This is a genomic window from Mycobacterium sp. PTI7 (assembly GCF_056679845.1).
Window position 1 is genome coordinate 1188153 of record NZ_CM155252.1, and the last position, 15686, is coordinate 1203838.

17 protein-coding genes are annotated in these 15686 nt (G+C 70.5%); 7 read left to right on the forward strand and 10 right to left on the reverse strand.

Annotated elements, in window-relative coordinates:
* The first annotated feature begins 24 nt into the window (after positions 1-24).
* Together frr and AC1MEY_RS05760 are read left to right on the forward strand one after the other, a co-directional pair.
* Entirely contained in the window at positions 25-582 is a 558-nt protein-coding gene (frr, locus tag AC1MEY_RS05755) for a ribosome recycling factor (RefSeq protein ID WP_480229746.1), read from the forward strand.
* Between the two features lie 28 nt (positions 583-610).
* Entirely contained in the window at positions 611-1528 is a 918-nt protein-coding gene (locus AC1MEY_RS05760; RefSeq protein WP_480229747.1) for a phosphatidate cytidylyltransferase, read from the forward strand.
* Here the strand turns inward: AC1MEY_RS05760 and AC1MEY_RS05765 are convergent.
* Positions 1439-2374 carry a DMT family transporter gene (locus tag AC1MEY_RS05765; protein ID WP_480231317.1) on the reverse strand — a complete coding sequence of 312 codons (936 nt, stop codon included), beginning with the start codon at positions 2372-2374 and terminating at the stop codon, positions 1439-1441. The genes AC1MEY_RS05760 and AC1MEY_RS05765 overlap by 90 nt on opposite strands.
* Positions 2375-2544: 170 nt before the next feature.
* Here AC1MEY_RS05765 and AC1MEY_RS05770 point away from each other — a divergent pair, with 170 nt between their 5' ends.
* Together AC1MEY_RS05770 and rlmN are read left to right on the forward strand one after the other, a co-directional pair.
* Complete coding sequence (locus tag AC1MEY_RS05770; RefSeq protein ID WP_480229748.1) at positions 2545-3396, forward strand: LysR family transcriptional regulator; 852 nt, start codon at positions 2545-2547, stop codon at positions 3394-3396.
* A gap of 13 nt (positions 3397-3409) precedes the next feature.
* Positions 3410-4501, forward strand: coding sequence for a dual-specificity RNA methyltransferase RlmN (gene rlmN, locus AC1MEY_RS05775; RefSeq protein WP_480229749.1), 1092 nt, complete (start codon positions 3410-3412; stop codon positions 4499-4501).
* Positions 4502-4575: 74 nt separating this feature from the next.
* Here rlmN and AC1MEY_RS05780 read toward each other — a convergent pair whose 3' ends face one another.
* From AC1MEY_RS05780 to AC1MEY_RS05790, 3 genes are read right to left on the reverse strand one after another with little or no spacing between them, the layout of a single operon-like run.
* Positions 4576-5001, reverse strand: coding sequence for a nuclear transport factor 2 family protein (locus tag AC1MEY_RS05780; protein WP_480229750.1), 426 nt, complete (start codon positions 4999-5001; stop codon positions 4576-4578).
* Positions 4998-6482 carry an aldehyde dehydrogenase family protein gene (locus AC1MEY_RS05785; protein WP_480229751.1) on the reverse strand — a complete coding sequence of 495 codons (1485 nt, stop codon included), beginning with the start codon at positions 6480-6482 and terminating at the stop codon, positions 4998-5000. The genes AC1MEY_RS05780 and AC1MEY_RS05785 overlap by 4 nt, the downstream gene beginning before the upstream one ends.
* 52 nt (positions 6483-6534) lie before the next feature.
* Positions 6535-7086 (reverse strand): TetR/AcrR family transcriptional regulator, encoded by a 552-nt coding sequence (locus AC1MEY_RS05790; RefSeq protein WP_480229752.1) that lies wholly within the window; start codon positions 7084-7086, stop codon positions 6535-6537.
* 113 nt (positions 7087-7199) lie between these two features.
* On the opposite strand from AC1MEY_RS05790, the gene AC1MEY_RS05795 reads away from it, so the two are divergent.
* On the forward strand, positions 7200-8375 hold the full coding sequence (locus AC1MEY_RS05795; protein ID WP_480229753.1) for a CaiB/BaiF CoA transferase family protein: 1176 nt from the start codon (positions 7200-7202) through the stop codon (positions 8373-8375).
* A 1-nt stretch (position 8376) separates the two neighbouring features.
* On the opposite strand, the gene AC1MEY_RS05800 is transcribed toward AC1MEY_RS05795, so the two are convergent.
* Complete coding sequence (locus AC1MEY_RS05800; RefSeq protein WP_480229754.1) at positions 8377-8919, reverse strand: TetR/AcrR family transcriptional regulator; 543 nt, start codon at positions 8917-8919, stop codon at positions 8377-8379.
* A gap of 2 nt (positions 8920-8921) precedes the next feature.
* Positions 8922-9767: an SMP-30/gluconolactonase/LRE family protein gene (locus AC1MEY_RS05805; protein WP_480229755.1), complete on the reverse strand. Its 846-nt coding sequence runs from the start codon at positions 9765-9767 to the stop codon at positions 8922-8924.
* A 131-nt stretch (positions 9768-9898) separates the two neighbouring features.
* Here AC1MEY_RS05805 and AC1MEY_RS05810 point away from each other — a divergent pair, with 131 nt between their 5' ends.
* Together AC1MEY_RS05810 and AC1MEY_RS05815 are read left to right on the forward strand one after the other, a co-directional pair.
* Positions 9899-10819 carry an LLM class F420-dependent oxidoreductase gene (locus tag AC1MEY_RS05810; protein WP_480229756.1) on the forward strand — a complete coding sequence of 307 codons (921 nt, stop codon included), beginning with the start codon at positions 9899-9901 and terminating at the stop codon, positions 10817-10819.
* A 141-nt stretch (positions 10820-10960) separates the two neighbouring features.
* On the forward strand, positions 10961-12382 hold the full coding sequence (locus AC1MEY_RS05815; protein WP_480229757.1) for a WS/DGAT/MGAT family O-acyltransferase: 1422 nt from the start codon (positions 10961-10963) through the stop codon (positions 12380-12382).
* A gap of 12 nt (positions 12383-12394) precedes the next feature.
* Here AC1MEY_RS05815 and AC1MEY_RS05820 read toward each other — a convergent pair whose 3' ends face one another.
* The 4 genes from AC1MEY_RS05820 to AC1MEY_RS05835 form a co-directional block, all read right to left on the reverse strand.
* Complete coding sequence (locus AC1MEY_RS05820) at positions 12395-12649, reverse strand: DUF2631 domain-containing protein (protein ID WP_480229758.1); 255 nt, start codon at positions 12647-12649, stop codon at positions 12395-12397.
* 73 nt (positions 12650-12722) lie between these two features.
* Entirely contained in the window at positions 12723-14042 is a 1320-nt protein-coding gene (locus AC1MEY_RS05825; RefSeq protein ID WP_480229759.1) for a cryptochrome/photolyase family protein, read from the reverse strand.
* Positions 14043-14194: 152 nt separating this feature from the next.
* Positions 14195-14797 carry a fasciclin domain-containing protein gene (locus AC1MEY_RS05830; protein WP_480229760.1) on the reverse strand — a complete coding sequence of 201 codons (603 nt, stop codon included), beginning with the start codon at positions 14795-14797 and terminating at the stop codon, positions 14195-14197.
* A gap of 139 nt (positions 14798-14936) precedes the next feature.
* Entirely contained in the window at positions 14937-15620 is a 684-nt protein-coding gene (locus tag AC1MEY_RS05835) for a fasciclin domain-containing protein (protein WP_480229761.1), read from the reverse strand.
* Positions 15621-15686: the final 66 nt, after the last annotated feature.

A 15686-nucleotide genomic window follows, 5' to 3' on the forward strand; every position in this document is an offset into this window, starting at 1 on the left:
CGAGCGACGGCGGGAGAACACACTGTGATCGACGAGACCCTCTTCGAGGCCGAGGAGAAGATGGAGAAGGCCGTGTCGGTGGCGCGCGACGATCTGTCCGCCATCCGCACCGGCCGTGCCAACCCCGGCATGTTCAACCGCATCAAGATCGAGTACTACGGCTCGCTCACCCCGATCACCCAGCTGTCCAGCATCAACGTGCCGGAGGCCCGCCTCGTCGTCATCAAGCCGTACGAGGCCAACCAGCTGCGCGCCATCGAGGACGCGATCCGCAACTCCGACCTCGGCGTGAACCCCGGCAACGACGGCAACGTCATCCGCATCTCCATCCCGCAGCTCACCGAGGAGCGTCGCCGCGACCTCGTCAAGCAGGCCAAGGGCAAGGGTGAGGACGCCAAGGTGACGGTGCGCAACATCCGTCGCAAGGCGATGGAGGAGCTGGCCCGCATCAAGAAGGACGGCGAGGCCGGCGAGGACGAGGTCAGCCGCGCCGAGAAGGAACTCGACAAGAGCACGGCCACCTACACCGCCCAGGTCGACGACCTGGTCAAGCACAAAGAAGGCGAGCTGCTGGAGGTCTAGGCGCGCCGCCGACCTGCAGCGACCGACCGTGGCCACCGACACCGTTCCCGCCGACGGCGCGTCCGACGACGTGCCGCCCCCGGCGCCCCCGAAGAAGTCCGGGCGCGCCGGCCGCGACCTCCCCGCCGCCGTGGCGGTGGGGTCGTTCCTCGGCTTCGGCGTCATCGCGATCCTGGTGTGGGCGCCGCTGGGCTGGGTGCCCGTCGTCGCGATCGCGATGGCCGTCGGCACCTTCGAGGTGGTGCGCCGCCTCCGCGAGGCCGGCTACTCGATCCCGCTCGTCCCGCTGATCGTCGGGGGACAGGCCATCGTCTGGCTGACCTGGCCGTTCGGCGAGGAGGGTGCGCTCGGCGCCTTCGGCGGCACCGTGGTGGTGTGCATGATCTGGCGGCTGCTGTCCGGCGGGCTGAAGACCGCGGCTGAATCTGATGTCGCCGGCCCCCCGGCTCCGGAAAACTACCTGCGCGACCTCACCGCCACGATCTTCCTGGCCGCCTGGATACCGCTGTTCGGCGCGTTCGGGGTGCTGCTCGTCTACCCCGAGGACGGCCGCTGGCGCGTGCTCTGCCTGATGCTGGGCGTCGTCTTCTCCGACATCGGCGGCTACGCCGCGGGCGTCCTGTTCGGCAAGCACCCGATGGTGCCTGCGATCAGCCCCAAGAAGTCGTGGGAGGGCTTCGCGGGATCGCTGATCTTCGGCACCGCCGCGTCGGTGCTCGCCGTGACCTACCTGCTCGACAAGCCGGCGTGGGTCGGCATCCCGCTCGGCATCATGCTCGTCATCACCGGCACGCTCGGCGACCTCATCGAATCCCAGGTGAAGCGCGACCTGGGCATCAAGGACATGGGGACGCTGCTACCCGGTCACGGCGGGCTGATGGACCGGCTCGACTCCGTGCTTCCCTCGGCCGTCGCGACGTGGATCGTCCTCACGCTTCTCGCCTGACCCCGAGCGCGCGTTCAGCCAGCACGCCAGCGCGCCCAGCACCAGTCCCACCCCGACGCCCACGTCGACGCGCTCGCCGAGCATGACGTACGACATGACGCCCGCCACCGCCGGGATCACGCAGAACAGCATGGCCACCGCCGACGCCCCGTGCAGGTTGATGGCCCGCACGTAGAGCGACACGCCCAGCACCGCGTTCAGCAGCACCACACCGGCCACCGCGAATGCCGCCCGGTGCACGTCGTGCACCTCGAACGGGGTGGTCAGCGCCAGGATCGATGCCGGCACGAACGCGACGAGGTTCTGGATCGCGGTCGAGGCGCGGAAGTCGACGTCGGCGCAGAACCGCTGCTGGTACACCCCGCCGGCCGCGAGACCCAGCAGCGCGACGAGCAGGAGCAGCACCGCCGGGTCGAGACCGCCCTCCTCGATCAGTCGGCTCGCCGACGCCGCGAGCACCGCCGCCACCCCGAGCAGCAGGGCGACGATGCGGCCACGGGTCAGTCGGTCTCGCAGGAACGCCGCGGCGAGCAGTGCGGTCGCGACCGGATTCATGGCGATCAGCACGGCGCACAGCACCGCCGGCGCGCCGTGTTCGATCGCGAAGTACAGCGCACAGAACTGCACCGCCTGCATCAGGAGTCCCGTGACGGCCACGTGCCCGAGCTTCCGGCCCCGCGGCAGCCCGACCTTGGCGATCACGGCCCACGCGCCGAGGATCAGGCCCGCCAGGCCGAAGCGGAACACCAGCACCGCCATCGGCGACATCGCGTGCACGGCGATGTTCCCGATGGGATAGCCCAGCGCGTAGAACACGGTCACGACCGCGGCGGTCCGCAGCGGCATTCGGGTGGGGGTCACCGAGCCATCGTCCGCGCCGGTGCGGTGGGCAGTCCAACGAATAACGGTGATCGTGAACGATCGGGATTTCTGATCGATTCGTGGGAAGGTGCGCTGGATCACCCGTGACGTGCCGGATCTTTGATCGTTTCTACTGATCGGAGTAGTTTGGCGGCATGAGTCAGGTGCTGGACATCGCGCCGCTGCGCAGTGTCGTCGCGGTCGCCGACTGTGGCGGATTTCACCGCGCCGCGGCGGTCCTGCACGTCACGCAGTCAGCCGTCAGTCAGCACGTCCGCCGGGTCGAGGCCGTCGTCGGCGGCCCCGTCGTCGAGCGCTCCGGGCGCGGCGTCGCGTTCACCGAACTCGGCCACCGCGTGCTGACCCACGCCCGGACCATCCTCGCCGCGCACGACGCGGCGCTCGCCGACCTCGGCGCGGCCGAAGAGCGGGTGCTCCTGATCGGCGCCACCGAACACGGTGCCGACGTCCTGCTGCCCGGACTCACCGCAACGCTCGGCGAACGGCTCGGCGACTGGCGACTGCGGTTCCGGCTCGACCGCAACGTCATGCTCGCCGACGCGATCGAACACGGCGTCATCGATCTCGCGGTCATGCTCGACGGCTCCGGCCTCGATCCCGCGAACGCCTCGGGGATGGTGGCGCTGAAGTGGATCTCCGGGCGCACGTTCTCGGCGCCCGCCGCCGAACCGCTGCCCGTGGTGATGTTCTCGGAGCCGTGCACGTTGCGGGAGCCGACCTTCGCCGCGCTCGACCGCCTCACCGTGCCCTATCGCATCGCCGCGGAGAGTTCGGACCTGTCCGGACTGTTCGCCGCCGTGCGTTCCGGGCTGGGCGTCGCACTCCTGCCGATGATCGGCAGGCTGCCCGACGGCCTCTGCCTCGCCGAGGGCCTGCCCCCGACCAACCGCGCCTCGGTGTTCGTCCGCGGGCGCGCCGGCGTCGACCCCGACGTACTCGCCACCGTGGAGCGCGCGGTGCGTGACGTCATGACCGAGCAACGCTGATACTGGAAGTGACATGACACAGGACCTCGTCTTCGAAGCACCGCGCCGGGGGATGCCCCCGCGGCACTTCGCCGACCTCGACGCCGACGGCCACACCGCCGCCGTCACCGACCTCGGGCTGCCGGCGTTCCGCGCCAAGCAGCTGTCGAACCAGTACTTCGGCCGGCTCATCGCCGACCCCCAGCAGATGACCGACCTACCCGCCGCCGTGCGCACGCAGGTCGCCGACGCGCTGTTCCCGGAACTGCTGTCCGTGGTACGCGCCATCCAGTGCGACGCGGGCGAGACGCGAAAGACGTTGTGGCGGGCGGGTGACGGCACCACGCTGGAGTCGGTGCTGATGCGCTACCCGCAGCGCAGCACGCTGTGCATCTCCTCGCAGGCGGGCTGCGGCATGGCCTGTCCGTTCTGCGCGACGGGGCAGGCCGGGCTGACGCGCAACCTGTCGACGGCCGAAATCCTCGAGCAGGTGCGCGCCGCCGCGGCCACCATGCGCGACGAACACGACGGCCGCCTGTCGAACATCGTGTTCATGGGGATGGGCGAGCCGCTGGCCAACTACAACCGCGTGCTGGCGGCCGTCAAGCGCATCATCGCACCCGCGCCGTACGGGTTCGGCATCTCCGCCCGCTCGGTGACCGTGTCGACCGTGGGACTCGCGCCCGCCATCCGCAAGCTGGCCGACGAGCAGCTGGGCGTCACGCTGGCGCTGTCGCTGCACGCGCCCGACGACGAACTGCGCGACACGCTGGTGCCGGTGAACAACCGGTGGAAGGTCGGCGAGGCGCTCGACGCCGCGAAGTACTACGCCGACGTCACCGGACGCCGCGTGTCCATCGAGTACGCGCTGATCCGCGACGTCAACGACCAGTCGTGGCGGGCCGACATGCTGGGCAAGAAGCTGCGCGCCGCGCTCGGACCGCTCGCGCACGTCAACCTGATCCCGCTGAACCCCACCCCGGGCAGCGAGTGGGACGCCAGCCCCAAGCCCCAGGAGCGCGAGTTCGTCAGGCGGGTCCGCGAGCGAGGCGTGTCGTGCACGGTGCGCGACACCCGCGGCCGCGAGATCGCCGCCGCCTGTGGGCAACTCGCCGCGGAGGGCTAGGGCTCGCGTCCGCGAGATTGACGCCACCGTGCTCGCCACTCGCACTTCGTGACGGCTGCTTCAATCTCGCGCACTCAGCGGCCCGGCCGGTTGACGAACCAGACGTTCTCCTCGCGAAGCCGCCGGCTGCGCCAGCCGTCCGACGTCCGCACCATCTCGTGGTGGTAATACCCGCCGCACGACGACGTCTCGGCCATGCCGGGCAGCTGCATGGGGTTGAAGAACATCGCCCTGACAGTCGCCGTGTCACCGTCGGCGTCCACTATCTCGACGTTGGTGACGTAGTGCATGCTCCATGGCAGCAGCCCCACGTTGCCCGCCATCCAGTCGACCACCTCGTCGAGGGTTCCCACCGCGGCGCCCGCCGAGGAGTAGTCGATGTGGGCGTCGGCCGTGAACACCGACCGGTAGAGGTCCCAGTCCTTGGTGTCGACGGCGCGCGCATAGCGGTAGAGCAGCGCGGCGATCTGGGCCCGGTCCGCATCCGCTACGCCGTTCACTCCGGCATGCCGATGGTCTTGCCCTCCAGGTACTCCCGGTAGCCCTCGTCGCCGTTGCGCCGGCCCAGGCCGCTCTGCTTGGTGCCGCCGAACGGGCTGGTGATGCCGAAGTGGCTCTTGCCGTTGATGGTGACGTTGCCGGTGCGCATGCGGGTGGCCACGGCGAACGCGCGGTCGACGTCGCCGCCGGACACCTCGCCGGACAGGCCGTAGATCGAGTTGTTCGCGATGGCGACGGCCTCGTCGTCGGTGTCGTACGGCGTGACGGTGAGCACGGGACCGAAGATCTCCTCCTGCGCCACCCGCGAATCCGGATCGACGTCGGCGAGCAGGGTGGGCTGCACGTAGTACCCGACCGGCAGGTGCTCGGGGATGCCGCCGCCGGTGACGAGTCGCGCGCCGGACTCGATGCCCGAGGCGATGAGTCCCAACACCTTCCGCCGCTGCCCGTCGCTGATCTGCGGGCCCTGCATGTTGCCCGGATCCCACGGGTCCCCGTACGGGAAGTTCTCCATGCCGTTCTTCAGCATCTCGATGCCCTCGTCGTACCTGCTGCGCGGCAACAGGATTCGGCTGGGCAGGATGCAGGATTGGCCCGACATCACGCACGCCATCATCGCGGCCATCGGCAGCGCGGAGCCGAAGTCGGCGTCGTCGAGCACGATGTGCGCCGACTTGCCGCCCAGCTCCAGCAGCGTCTTCTTCACCGTGGGCGCACCCGCGGCCAGGATGGCCCGGCCGGTCGCCGTGGAACCGGTGAACGTGATCATGTCGACCCGCGGATCGCCCGCCAGGGCCGCGCCCACCTCGTTGGCGTTGGACACCACGACGTTGAAGACGCCGGCGGGAATGTCGGTCTCCTCGGCGACGATCCGGCCGTACTCGCTGCCCGACCACGGCGTGAGCTGAGCGGGCTTGAGCACCACCGTGTTGCCCGCCATCAGCGCGGGCACCGTCTCGGCGACGTTGAGGTAGAACGGCACGTTCCACGGCGTGATCGCGCCGACGACGCCGATCGCCTCGTAGTGGATCTTGCGCCGCGCGGGGCCCATCTGGGTGGGGTGCACGCCGGTGTCGACGAGGTACTCGAACGCCCGGCCGTGCTCGGCCCAGTGCGTGACCTCCTCGATGGGACTCTCGATCTGCGAGCCGCTCACGGTCACCGGACACCCGACCTCGGTGATCAGGATGCGGCGCAGTCGTTCCCTGTTGCGCTCGAACGCGTCGTGCAACTGGGTGAGGCAGTGATGGCGGAAGTCGAGGTCGCGCGACCAGTCGGTCTCGTCGAACGCCCGCCGCGCAGCTGCGACGGCCCGCGACATGTCCTCGACGGTGCCGTCGGTGGCCTGGCCCGCGACCTGTTCGCTGGCGGGGTGGATGACGTCGAACGTCGCGCCGCTGCCGGTGTGCTGCAGCTCCCCGTCGATGAGCATGCGCTGCTCGCCGGCCAGGATCCCGGATTCACTCTGCACTGTCGTCATGCCGGTAGCTTTACAAATCGACGACGAAGTGTCAGGGCTTTCGGCGAGCCCGTCAGTCTCGGGCGGGGGCCTTGATCCCGACCGCATGCCTGAGCTGGGCCAGGAACTCGTCGTCGTCGTCGGCGCGAACGATGTAGTGCGACACGGCGACCCGGGTGGCCGTCGCCGCCTTCACGCTGCGATTGGGGCCCTGCAGCAGCTTCTCGAGGCGGGTTCGCATCACCGGGATCACGCGCGTCAACTGGGCGATCACGACCTCGGGTTCGATGTCGATGACCCGCACGCCGGAGTACGAGTGCTGGAACTCCACGATGAAGCGCAGCGCGGCGTCGAGCTTCTCGTTACCGCGCAGTCCGGCCGTGACCGTGCTGAGGCCGGAGTCGAACACGTGCTGCTCGTAGGCGCCGAACGCGTCGAGCAGTTCCTCCTTCGACGCGAACCAGCGGTACAGCGTCGGCCGGGACACCCCGGCCTGCATGGCGACGTCGGACAGGCTCAGCTTGGTCTGCCCGCTGCGGGCGAGCACCTCGGTGGTGGCAGACAGGATGCGCCGGCGCGTCGACGTGTCGTCACCGAAGTCAGGGGTGGCCCGCTCGGCGGTCATCTGCGCACTCGCTTTCAGCGTCGGGACGTTTACGGACGCACTGCTGATCGTAAGGTATCCCGAGGTCACGACGGTGGCCGAACGGTGTGATCCCGAACCGGAGGGGAGCAGACGTGACCGGACCGCTCGACGGCATCACGGTCGTCGAACTCGGCGTGTGGGTGGCAGCGCCCGCGGCAGGCGGCATCCTCGCCGACTGGGGTGCCGACGTCGTCAAGATCGAACCGCCGCAGGGCGATCCCGCCCGCACGTTCGGCCGGATGCTGCAGATCGAGTCCGGCGTCAACCCGCCGTTCGAGATGGACAACCGGTCCAAGCGGAGCATCGTCGCCGACCTCGGCAGCGACGACGGCCGCCAGGTCGCGATGGAGTTGCTGGCCGACGCCGACGTCTTCGTCACCAACGTGCGTCCCGGCGCACTGGCGCGCCTCGGCCTCGACTTCGGCACGCTCGCCGAGCGCAATCCGCGACTGGTCTACGGGCTGATCACCGGATACGGCGCCGAGGGGCCCGACGCCGACCGCGCGGCCTACGACGTCGCCGCCTTCTGGGCTCGCTCCGGGATCGCCGACCTGCTGACCCGGCCCGGCGACGTGCCGCCGTTCCAGCGCGGCGGCATGGGCGACCACTCGGCGGGCATGACGCTCGCGGCGGCCATCTGCGCCGCACTCGTCGCCCGGCAGCGGACGGGGGAGGGACAGCTCGTCACCACGTCGCTGTACCGCCAGGGCGCGTACACGGTGAGCTTCGACCTCAACACGCTGCTGCTGACCGGTCAGCAGATCGCGATCGGCCGGCGCGAGACGATGGGCAACCCGTGCATGAACAACTACGCCACCGCCGACGGGCGGCGGTTCTGGATCGTGGGGCTGCAGGGCGACCGGCACTGGCCCGCGCTGTGCCGCGCGGTGGGGCGGACCGACTGGCTCGACGACGAGCGGTACGCCACGGCCAGGGCGCGCGCCGCCAACGCGGTCGACCTCATCGCCGAACTCGACGCCGTCTTCGCCACCCGGCCGCTCGACGAGTGGGCCGAGGTGTTCGCCGGTGAGCCCGACTTCTTCTGGTCCCCGGTGAACTCGCTCGACGACGTGCTGGCCGACGAGCAGTTCCACGCCGCGGGCGGCATCGTCTACGTCCCCGACGAGGACGGCGGCAGCCAGCCGATGGTCGCGACGCCCGTGGACTTCCACGGCACCCCGTGGGAACCACGTTCGGGGGCACCGACTCTCGGCCAGCACACCGACGAGATCCACGCCGAACTCGCACGCCGCCGCGAACGGAGCTGAGTCAGCGCCGCGGCGGCCTGACCCCCGCGGCGTGGCGCAGCTGCGCCAGGAACTGGTCGCCGTCGTCGCTGGGCACCAGGTAGTGCGCCATCGCCACGCGGGTGACGGTCGCGGCCGCGGCGGCGGCGTCGGGGCCGGGGATCAGCCGTTCGAGCCACTGGCGCATCAGCGGGACGACGCCCGCGACGCGGGCCATCACGTGCGCGGGTTCGACGTCGACCATCCGCAGCCCCGGATAGGACTGCTGATGGGACACGATGGTGCGCAGCGCCGCGTCGAGGTGCTCCTCGGGCGGTAGTCCGGCGCAGGCGCTGCTGATCGCCCGCGCGTAGAACTGCTGCTCCCACACGATGAACGCGTCGAGCAGGTCGGGCTTGGAACGGAACCAGCGGTACAGCGTCGGCCGCGACACGCCCGCCTGCGACGCCACCTCCGACAGGCTCAACCTGCTGGTGCCGCTGCGGCCCACGACCACGGCGGTGGCCGCGAGGATGCGGTCACGGGTCGAGGCGTCGACCTCGTCGCCGGTCGGGCGCACCGGCACGCTCAGTGGTGGTGATGGTGGAGGACGCCGGCCGCGGGCACGTCGACCAGCAGCGCGTCGACGCGGGAGTCCCTCGAGGCGGCCAGCCGCTCGGGGCGGGCGTCGACGCACGACAGCAGGAACAGCGTCCGGCCCTCCGGTCCGCCGAGCGTGCAGGCGATCGCCGTGCGACCCGCGACGTCGATGCGGTCGGTGACCTCGTGCCGGCCGCCGCCTGCGTCGACGATGCGGTCGAACCGCTGGGCCACCGTCATGGCCACCCACAGGCCGCCCTCGCTGTCGACGGTGAGACCGTCCGGCGGACCGTCGAGGCCGTCGGCGAACACCCGCCGGTCCGAGAGCGCGCCGTCGTCGTCGATGCTGAACGCGGTCAGGCGCCTGCCGGTGGACTCCGCCACGACGAGCGTGGCGCCGTCCGGGGTGATGGCCATCCCGTTCGGCAGGTCGAGCCGGTCGGCGACCACGGTGGCGGTGTCGTCGGGGTCGATGCGGACGAGCACGCCGCCCGCGCGGGCCTGCGAGCCCACGTAGGCCCGCCCCCGCTCGTCGATCACCATGTCGCCGAGGTCGGCGGGCACCAGTCCGGAGAGGTCGGCGACGAGCGTGACGTCGTCGCCGTCGTAGCGCAGCACCTGACGGTCCCGCGTCGAGACGATGAGGAGGGTGCCGTCGGGTCGGAAGCCGAGGCCGGACGGTGCCCGCCCGGGCAGCGGCAGCGTCGTCATGGCGCCGGTGAGGTCCACGGTGTGGACGGCCTCGCCCAGGACGTCGGAGAACCAGAGCATGCCCTCGAACCAGCGTGGGCCCTCGCCGAAGCGGAATCCGCCGCCGAGCCGAATGGGGTTCACGGGGTGCCGATCGGGTGCATTACTTTACAAAACACGCCCCAAGTGTCACGCTCGCCGATGTCACTGTCAAACGGCGGTGCCATCCGCGCGACGCGCGACGGGGACGTCTCGGGAAGGCAGCGCACCGGCCGATGCGGTACACCGTCACCCACCCCCTGCACGGGCACCCCTACGATCCGGGACTCGTCACCGGAGCGGGCGTCGCCGCGGTGGCGACCGCGGCCGAGCGCGCCGGCTTCGGCGGATTCGGGTTCACCGACCATCCCGCGCCGACCCGGCGCTGGCTCGAGTCGGGCGGACACGACGCGCTGGATCCGTTCGTGGCCATGGGTTTCGCGGCGGCGCACACCACGACGCTGCGTCTCATCCCGAACGTCGTCGTGCTGCCGTACCGCAACCCCTTCCTCGTCGCGAAGGCCGGCGCCACACTCGACGTGCTGTCGGGTGGCCGGTTCACCCTCGCCGTCGGAGTCGGATACCTCAGGGGCGAATTCGCCGCGCTCGGTGTCGACTTCGACGATCGGGGTGCCGTCTTCGAGGAGGCGCTGGAGGTGATCCGCGCCGTCTGGACCGGCGACGACGTGACCGTCGAGGGCCGCCACGTCACCGCCCGCGGCATCACCGCCCACCCGCGACCGGTGTCCGATCCGCATCCGCCCATCTGGATCGGCGGCAACACCGCGGCCGCACGCCGCCGCGCCGCCCGGTTCGGCGCGGGGTGGTGTCCCTTCCCGGCGCCTGCGGTCCTGGCGCGGACCGCCCGCACCGCGCCGATGGAGACGCTCGCGGACCTCGGCGCGGCCGTCGACGACCTGCGCCGCCGGTGCGAGGCGCTCGGCCGCGACCCCGGCGGCCTTGACGTCACGTTCGCCAACGCGCTCGGCGGGACGCCCGGTACCGACGGCTTCGACGCCGCCGCCTACCTGGCCGGTGTCGAGGAGCTGGCGGCGCTCGGCGTCACGTGGCTGCAGGTGCCGGTGCCCGGCGACGGCCTCGCCCACGCCCTCGAGGCGATCGACCAGTTCGGCCGCGAGGTCATCGCAGCGGGCTGAGCGTGCGCGACGTCGCCGGTGACGGTGCGCAAAGTCGTGCTTCCGACCGGCGTGTCGCCCGCAGACCCGCACGCTCGCCGGAAAAGGCGGGGGAAATGAGGTACACAGACACCGGCGGCGACGGCGACGGCGGGAGATCGGGTGCGGCGGCTCAACGGTGTGGATGCCCTGCTGCTGTACAGCGAGGCGCCCGAGATCCACATGCACACGCTCAAGATCGGCATCATCGACGTGTCCGGGATGGCCGGCGGGTTCAGCCTCGAGGCGTTCCGCCGCATCGCCGAGGAACGCCTGCACGCGCTCACACCGCTGCGCTACCAACTCGTCGACATCCCCTTCCGGCTGCACCACCCGATGTGGGTCGAGAACGCCGACATCGACTTCGACTACCACCTGCGCAGCGCGAGGGTGGCGGCACCGGGCGGCAGGCGCGAACTCGACGAACTGATCGGCGAGATCGCGAGCACCCCGCTGGACCGCACCAGGCCGCTCTGGGAGATGTACGTCGCCGAGGGCCTGGCCGACGACCGGATCGCGATCATCCACAAGGTGCACCACGTCCTCGCCGACGGCGTCGCGTCGTCCAACCAGATGGCGTGGGCCATCCAGCCGCATCCGCCCGAGCTGAACACCCCGCCGATCCACACCACCGACGCCGACCGCACCTGGGCGGGCCTGATGAGGGCCGCGGGCCGCGACCACGCCCGCCAGCTCACCCGCCTGCCGGGGCTGCTCGCCGAGACCGGCCTGGGCGTCGCGCGGGTACGGCGGCGGGCCCGGGAGCGCGGCAGGCACCCCGAACTCGCGTCGAACTTCGCGCCGCCACCGTCGTTCCTGAACCACGTGGTGTCGCCGGTGCGTCGATTCGCGACGGTCCCCGTGGCGCTGAGCGACGTCAAGGGCATCGCGAAGGCGCTCGGCGTCACCATCAACGACGTGGTGCTCGCCGCCGTCGCCGGTGCGCTGCGGGAACTGCTGCTGCGCTACGACGGGAGCGCCGACGCGCCGTTGATCGCCGGCGTCCCGGTCAGCTACGGCAACCCGGACCGCCTGGTGGGCAACGAGTTCAGCTACATGACGCCGTCACTGGCCGTCCACGTCGCCGATCCGATGCAGCGGGTCCGGCTGACGTCCACCGCCACCCGGATCGCCAAGGAGAACCACCAACTGCTCGGCCCCAGCCTGCTGCCGTCGTGGATGAACTTCCTGCCGCCGTCGGTGGCGCCGGGCGCCTTCCGCTGGCAGTCCAGGCGGATGGAGTCGAGCACGATCATGAACCTCACCGTGTCCAACGTGCCCGGACCGCGGGAACGGGGCTCTATCGAGGGAGCCACGATCACCGAGATCTACTCCGTCGGCCCGCTGGTCCTGGGCAGCGGCATGAACGTCACGGTGTGGAGTTACGTCGACCAGTTGAACGTCTCGGTGCTCACCGACGACCTGACGACCGACGACCCGCACGAGGTCACCGACGCGATGCTCCGGGCGTTCGCCGAACTGCGGGAGGTGGCGGGCATGACGGGCGGCCTGACACCGCTCGACGCGGTGCTGCCCGCGGTCTGACGACCGGGTGGGCTAGCGGGAGATGCCGCGCTTGCGCAGCCACTGGTAGCGGGCCACGACGCCGAACACGACGACGGCGAAGAAGACCAGGAAGATGTCCTCCACCTTGCCGGTGTGGTTGCCGTGCAGCATCGCGAGCAGGAACAGGCCGACGACGATGCCGGCGATCTGCTGGATCCGCGGGTTCTCCTTGGACCAGCCCCAGTCGGCCGAGGGCACGTCCTCGATGTCGACGCCGTTGTGTCGCTCGACCTCGGTGTTCGCCACGGTTGCTCCTCATGGTGGGTGTTGTCGCCAATTCTGACATACGACGGTCCGTCGTAGCAGATGGGTTCGGGGGTCAGCGGATCTGTTCGTAGCGGCGCAGCGCCTCCACGCGTTCGGCCTTGTGGTCGACGATCGGCTCGGGGTAGTCGTCGGTGCCGTGCTCGGGCACCCACTGCCGCACGTAGGCGCCCTCGGGGTCGAACTTGTCGCCCTGGGTGGTCGGGTTGAACACCCGGAAGAACGGCGATGCGTCGGTGCCGCATCCCGCCGTCCACTGCCAGCCGTGCTGATTGTTGGCCATGTCCCCGTCGACGAGCTGGTCGAGGAACCAGCGGGCGCCCCACTGCCACGGCAGGTGCAGGTCCTTCACCAGGAACGACGCCGTGATCATCCGGACCCGGTTGTGCATGAAGCCGCTCTCGGACAGCTGCCGCATCCCGGCGTCGACGATCGGGAAGCCGGTCTTGCCCGCCTTCCACGCCTCGAAGCGCTTCTCCGCCTCCGGGCCCTCGTCGACCTCGATCGCGTCGAAGGACCGGTTCCAGTTCCACCACACGCTGTGCGGCCACTCGTGCAGCACGGTGGCGTAGAAGTCGCGGAACGCCAACTCGCGCAGATAGGCCTGGGCGCCCTGCCCGGTGCCGAGGTCGGCGGCCATGGTGCGCGGGTGGATGGCGCCGAACTTGAGGTGCGCCGACATGCGGCTGATGCCGTCGATGTCGGGACGGTTGCGGTCGTCGGCGTAGTCGGCGACGCGTTCGGCGATGAACTTCTTCCACGCCTTGCGTGCCGCGGTCTCGCCGGCCGCGATGTCGATCTCGGCGTCGATCTGCGGCACGTCCTCGTTGGTCACGCCCGTCACCGACGACGGATCGATCCACGATGCCGTCTTCGGGCCGGTCTTCGCCGGGCCCCGCCAGCCGTGCTGCTGCCACGCGGTGAAGAACGGGCTGAACACCTTGTAGGGGGTCCCGTCGTCCTTGGTGACGCGCCCGGGTGACACCAGGTAGGGCGAGCCGGACGCCTCGAGTGGCACGCCGTCGCCGATCCCGGCGAGTGCCTCGCGCACCGCCGTGTCGCGGCGGACGCCGAACGGGGTGAAGTCCTCCGACACGTGCACCGACGTCGCCCCGACCCGCTTCGCCAGGTCGGGGATGCGCTCCTCGGGGCGGCCGGTGGTGATCAGCAGGCGGCCGTCGAGGCCGGCCCGCAGGTCGCTCAGCGCGTCGTACAGGTAGCGCAGGCGGCGCGCACCGGAGGACTGGTGCAGTCGGGGGTCGAGGACGAAGCAGGCGAGGACGTCGCCGTCGGCGCCGTCGGCCTTGGCGGCGTCGAGCGCCGCGGGCAGGTCGTGCAGACGCAGGTCCCTGCGGAACCACAGCAACGTGGGCATGGGAGTGATCTTGCCCCGTATCGGCCGCGCGGAAACCCAGGCCTCGACCCTCCCGCAGCGGACGGACGCGGGACCGTCACCACCCGACCCCGGAGACGACACGAGGCGGCCCGGCCAATGGGCCGGACCGCCTCGCGTCGAGCGGGAAGTACTTACATCATCGGCGGCATGAGAACCGTGTCGATGAGGTAGACGTTCGCGTTCGCGGTCTGCACGTTGCCGCAGACGAGGTTCGCGTCGTTGACCTTCAGCGCGTCGTAGACGCCGGTGACGTCGACGTTCTGACCCTCGACGGACTTGTTCATGCCGTCGAGGTCGGCGGGCGTCACGCGGCCCGGGATGACGTGGTAGGTGAGGACCTTGGTCAGCAGCGGGGCGTCGGTCTTGAGCTTCTCGACCGTCGCGGCCGGGAGCTTGGCGAACGCCGCGTCGGTCGGGGCGAACACGGTGAACTCGCCACCGTTGAGGGTGTCGACGAGGTTGACGTCGGGGTTCAGCTTGCCGGAGACGGCCTTCGTCAGCATGGTGAGAACCGGGTTGTTCGAGGCGGCCGTGGCCACCGGATCCTTGGCCATGCCGGCCACCGATCCCGGTCCGTTGGGCACCGTCTCGACGTAGCCGGCGCAGCCCGTGCCAAACGGGCCGGGGGGCGGCTCGGCGCCTGCGACACCCGTCGCGGTCAGGAGTCCAGCCGTGGCCAGCGCGGCGATCGATGCGCCGGTGACGGCCTTCTTGGTCTTGGTGCCGATCTTCATGGGTGGAGCCTTTCGTTGAACGGGTGGAGCGTGTGGTGCGGGGTCACGGATGACGCCCCGGCGCGAGCACGGGGATGAGGCGACGGAGCGCCATCCGTGAGATCACGGGGCCATGAACGGCCTCGCAGGTGGGGCGCTATCAGGCAGGCGGCATCATGACGGTGTCGACCATGTAGACCGTGGCGTTGGCGGTCTTGACGCCACCGCACACGAGTCCGGCGGTGTCGTCGTCGAACTTCAGGCCCTCACCGGAACCGGTGACGGTCACTTCGCCACCCTCGACGGTCTTGTGCGTGCCGGCGATCTGCGACGGGCTCAGCTGACCGGGGATGACGTGGTAGGTCAGGATGCTGGTCAGCAGCGGGGCGTCGGTCTTCAGCTTCTCGAGCGTGGCCGCATCGATCTTGGCGAAGGCGTCGTCGGTCGGCGCGATCACGGTGAACTCGCCACCGTTGAGGGTGTCGACCAGGTTGACGCCCGGGTTGAGCTTGCCGGAGACCGCCGAGGTGAGGGTGGTCAGCACCGGGTTGTTCGAGGCGGCGGTCGCGACGGGGTCCATCGCCATGCCCGAGACGGAGCCCGGGCCGTTGGGGACCTGCTCGGCGTAGCCGGCGCAGCCGGTGCCGACCAGGTCGGCGGCGGGGTCCGCCATGGCCGAACTCGACGGGGCCGCCGAGGAAGAACTGCTGACGACGCTCGAGGAGGCGCTGCTCGCGCTGCTGGAGACCTCGTTGGCGGTCTCGCTCGAACACGCGGCGACGGTCAAGACCGCCACTGCGCTCAGGCCTGCGGCAGCGGCCGCCCTGCGGTGAGCTCTGTTCATGTCGGTTTCACTCCAATGTGTCTGGGACGACGGGGTCGTCGCCCAAGGTCGGTGACGCGGGTGATT

Bases quoted from the DNA above. Each gene is read 5' to 3' on its own strand.
- AC1MEY_RS05765 (WP_480231317.1), bottom strand. From the start codon at position 2,374: ATGCCGCTGCGGACCGCCGCGGTCGTGACCGTGTTCTACGCGCTGGGC.
- AC1MEY_RS05770 (WP_480229748.1), top strand. From the start codon at position 2,545: ATGAGTCAGGTGCTGGACATCGCGCCGCTGCGCAGTGTCGTCGCGGTC.
- rlmN (WP_480229749.1), top strand. From the start codon at position 3,410: ATGACACAGGACCTCGTCTTCGAAGCACCGCGCCGGGGGATGCCCCCG.
- AC1MEY_RS05785 (WP_480229751.1), bottom strand. From the start codon at position 6,482: ATGACGACAGTGCAGAGTGAATCCGGGATCCTGGCCGGCGAGCAGCGC.
- AC1MEY_RS05790 (WP_480229752.1), bottom strand. From the start codon at position 7,086: ATGACCGCCGAGCGGGCCACCCCTGACTTCGGTGACGACACGTCGACG.
- AC1MEY_RS05810 (WP_480229756.1), top strand. From the start codon at position 9,899: ATGCGGTACACCGTCACCCACCCCCTGCACGGGCACCCCTACGATCCG.
- AC1MEY_RS05825 (WP_480229759.1), bottom strand. From the start codon at position 14,042: ATGCCCACGTTGCTGTGGTTCCGCAGGGACCTGCGTCTGCACGACCTG.
- AC1MEY_RS05830 (WP_480229760.1), bottom strand. From the start codon at position 14,797: ATGAAGATCGGCACCAAGACCAAGAAGGCCGTCACCGGCGCATCGATC.
- AC1MEY_RS05835 (WP_480229761.1), bottom strand. From the start codon at position 15,620: ATGAACAGAGCTCACCGCAGGGCGGCCGCTGCCGCAGGCCTGAGCGCA.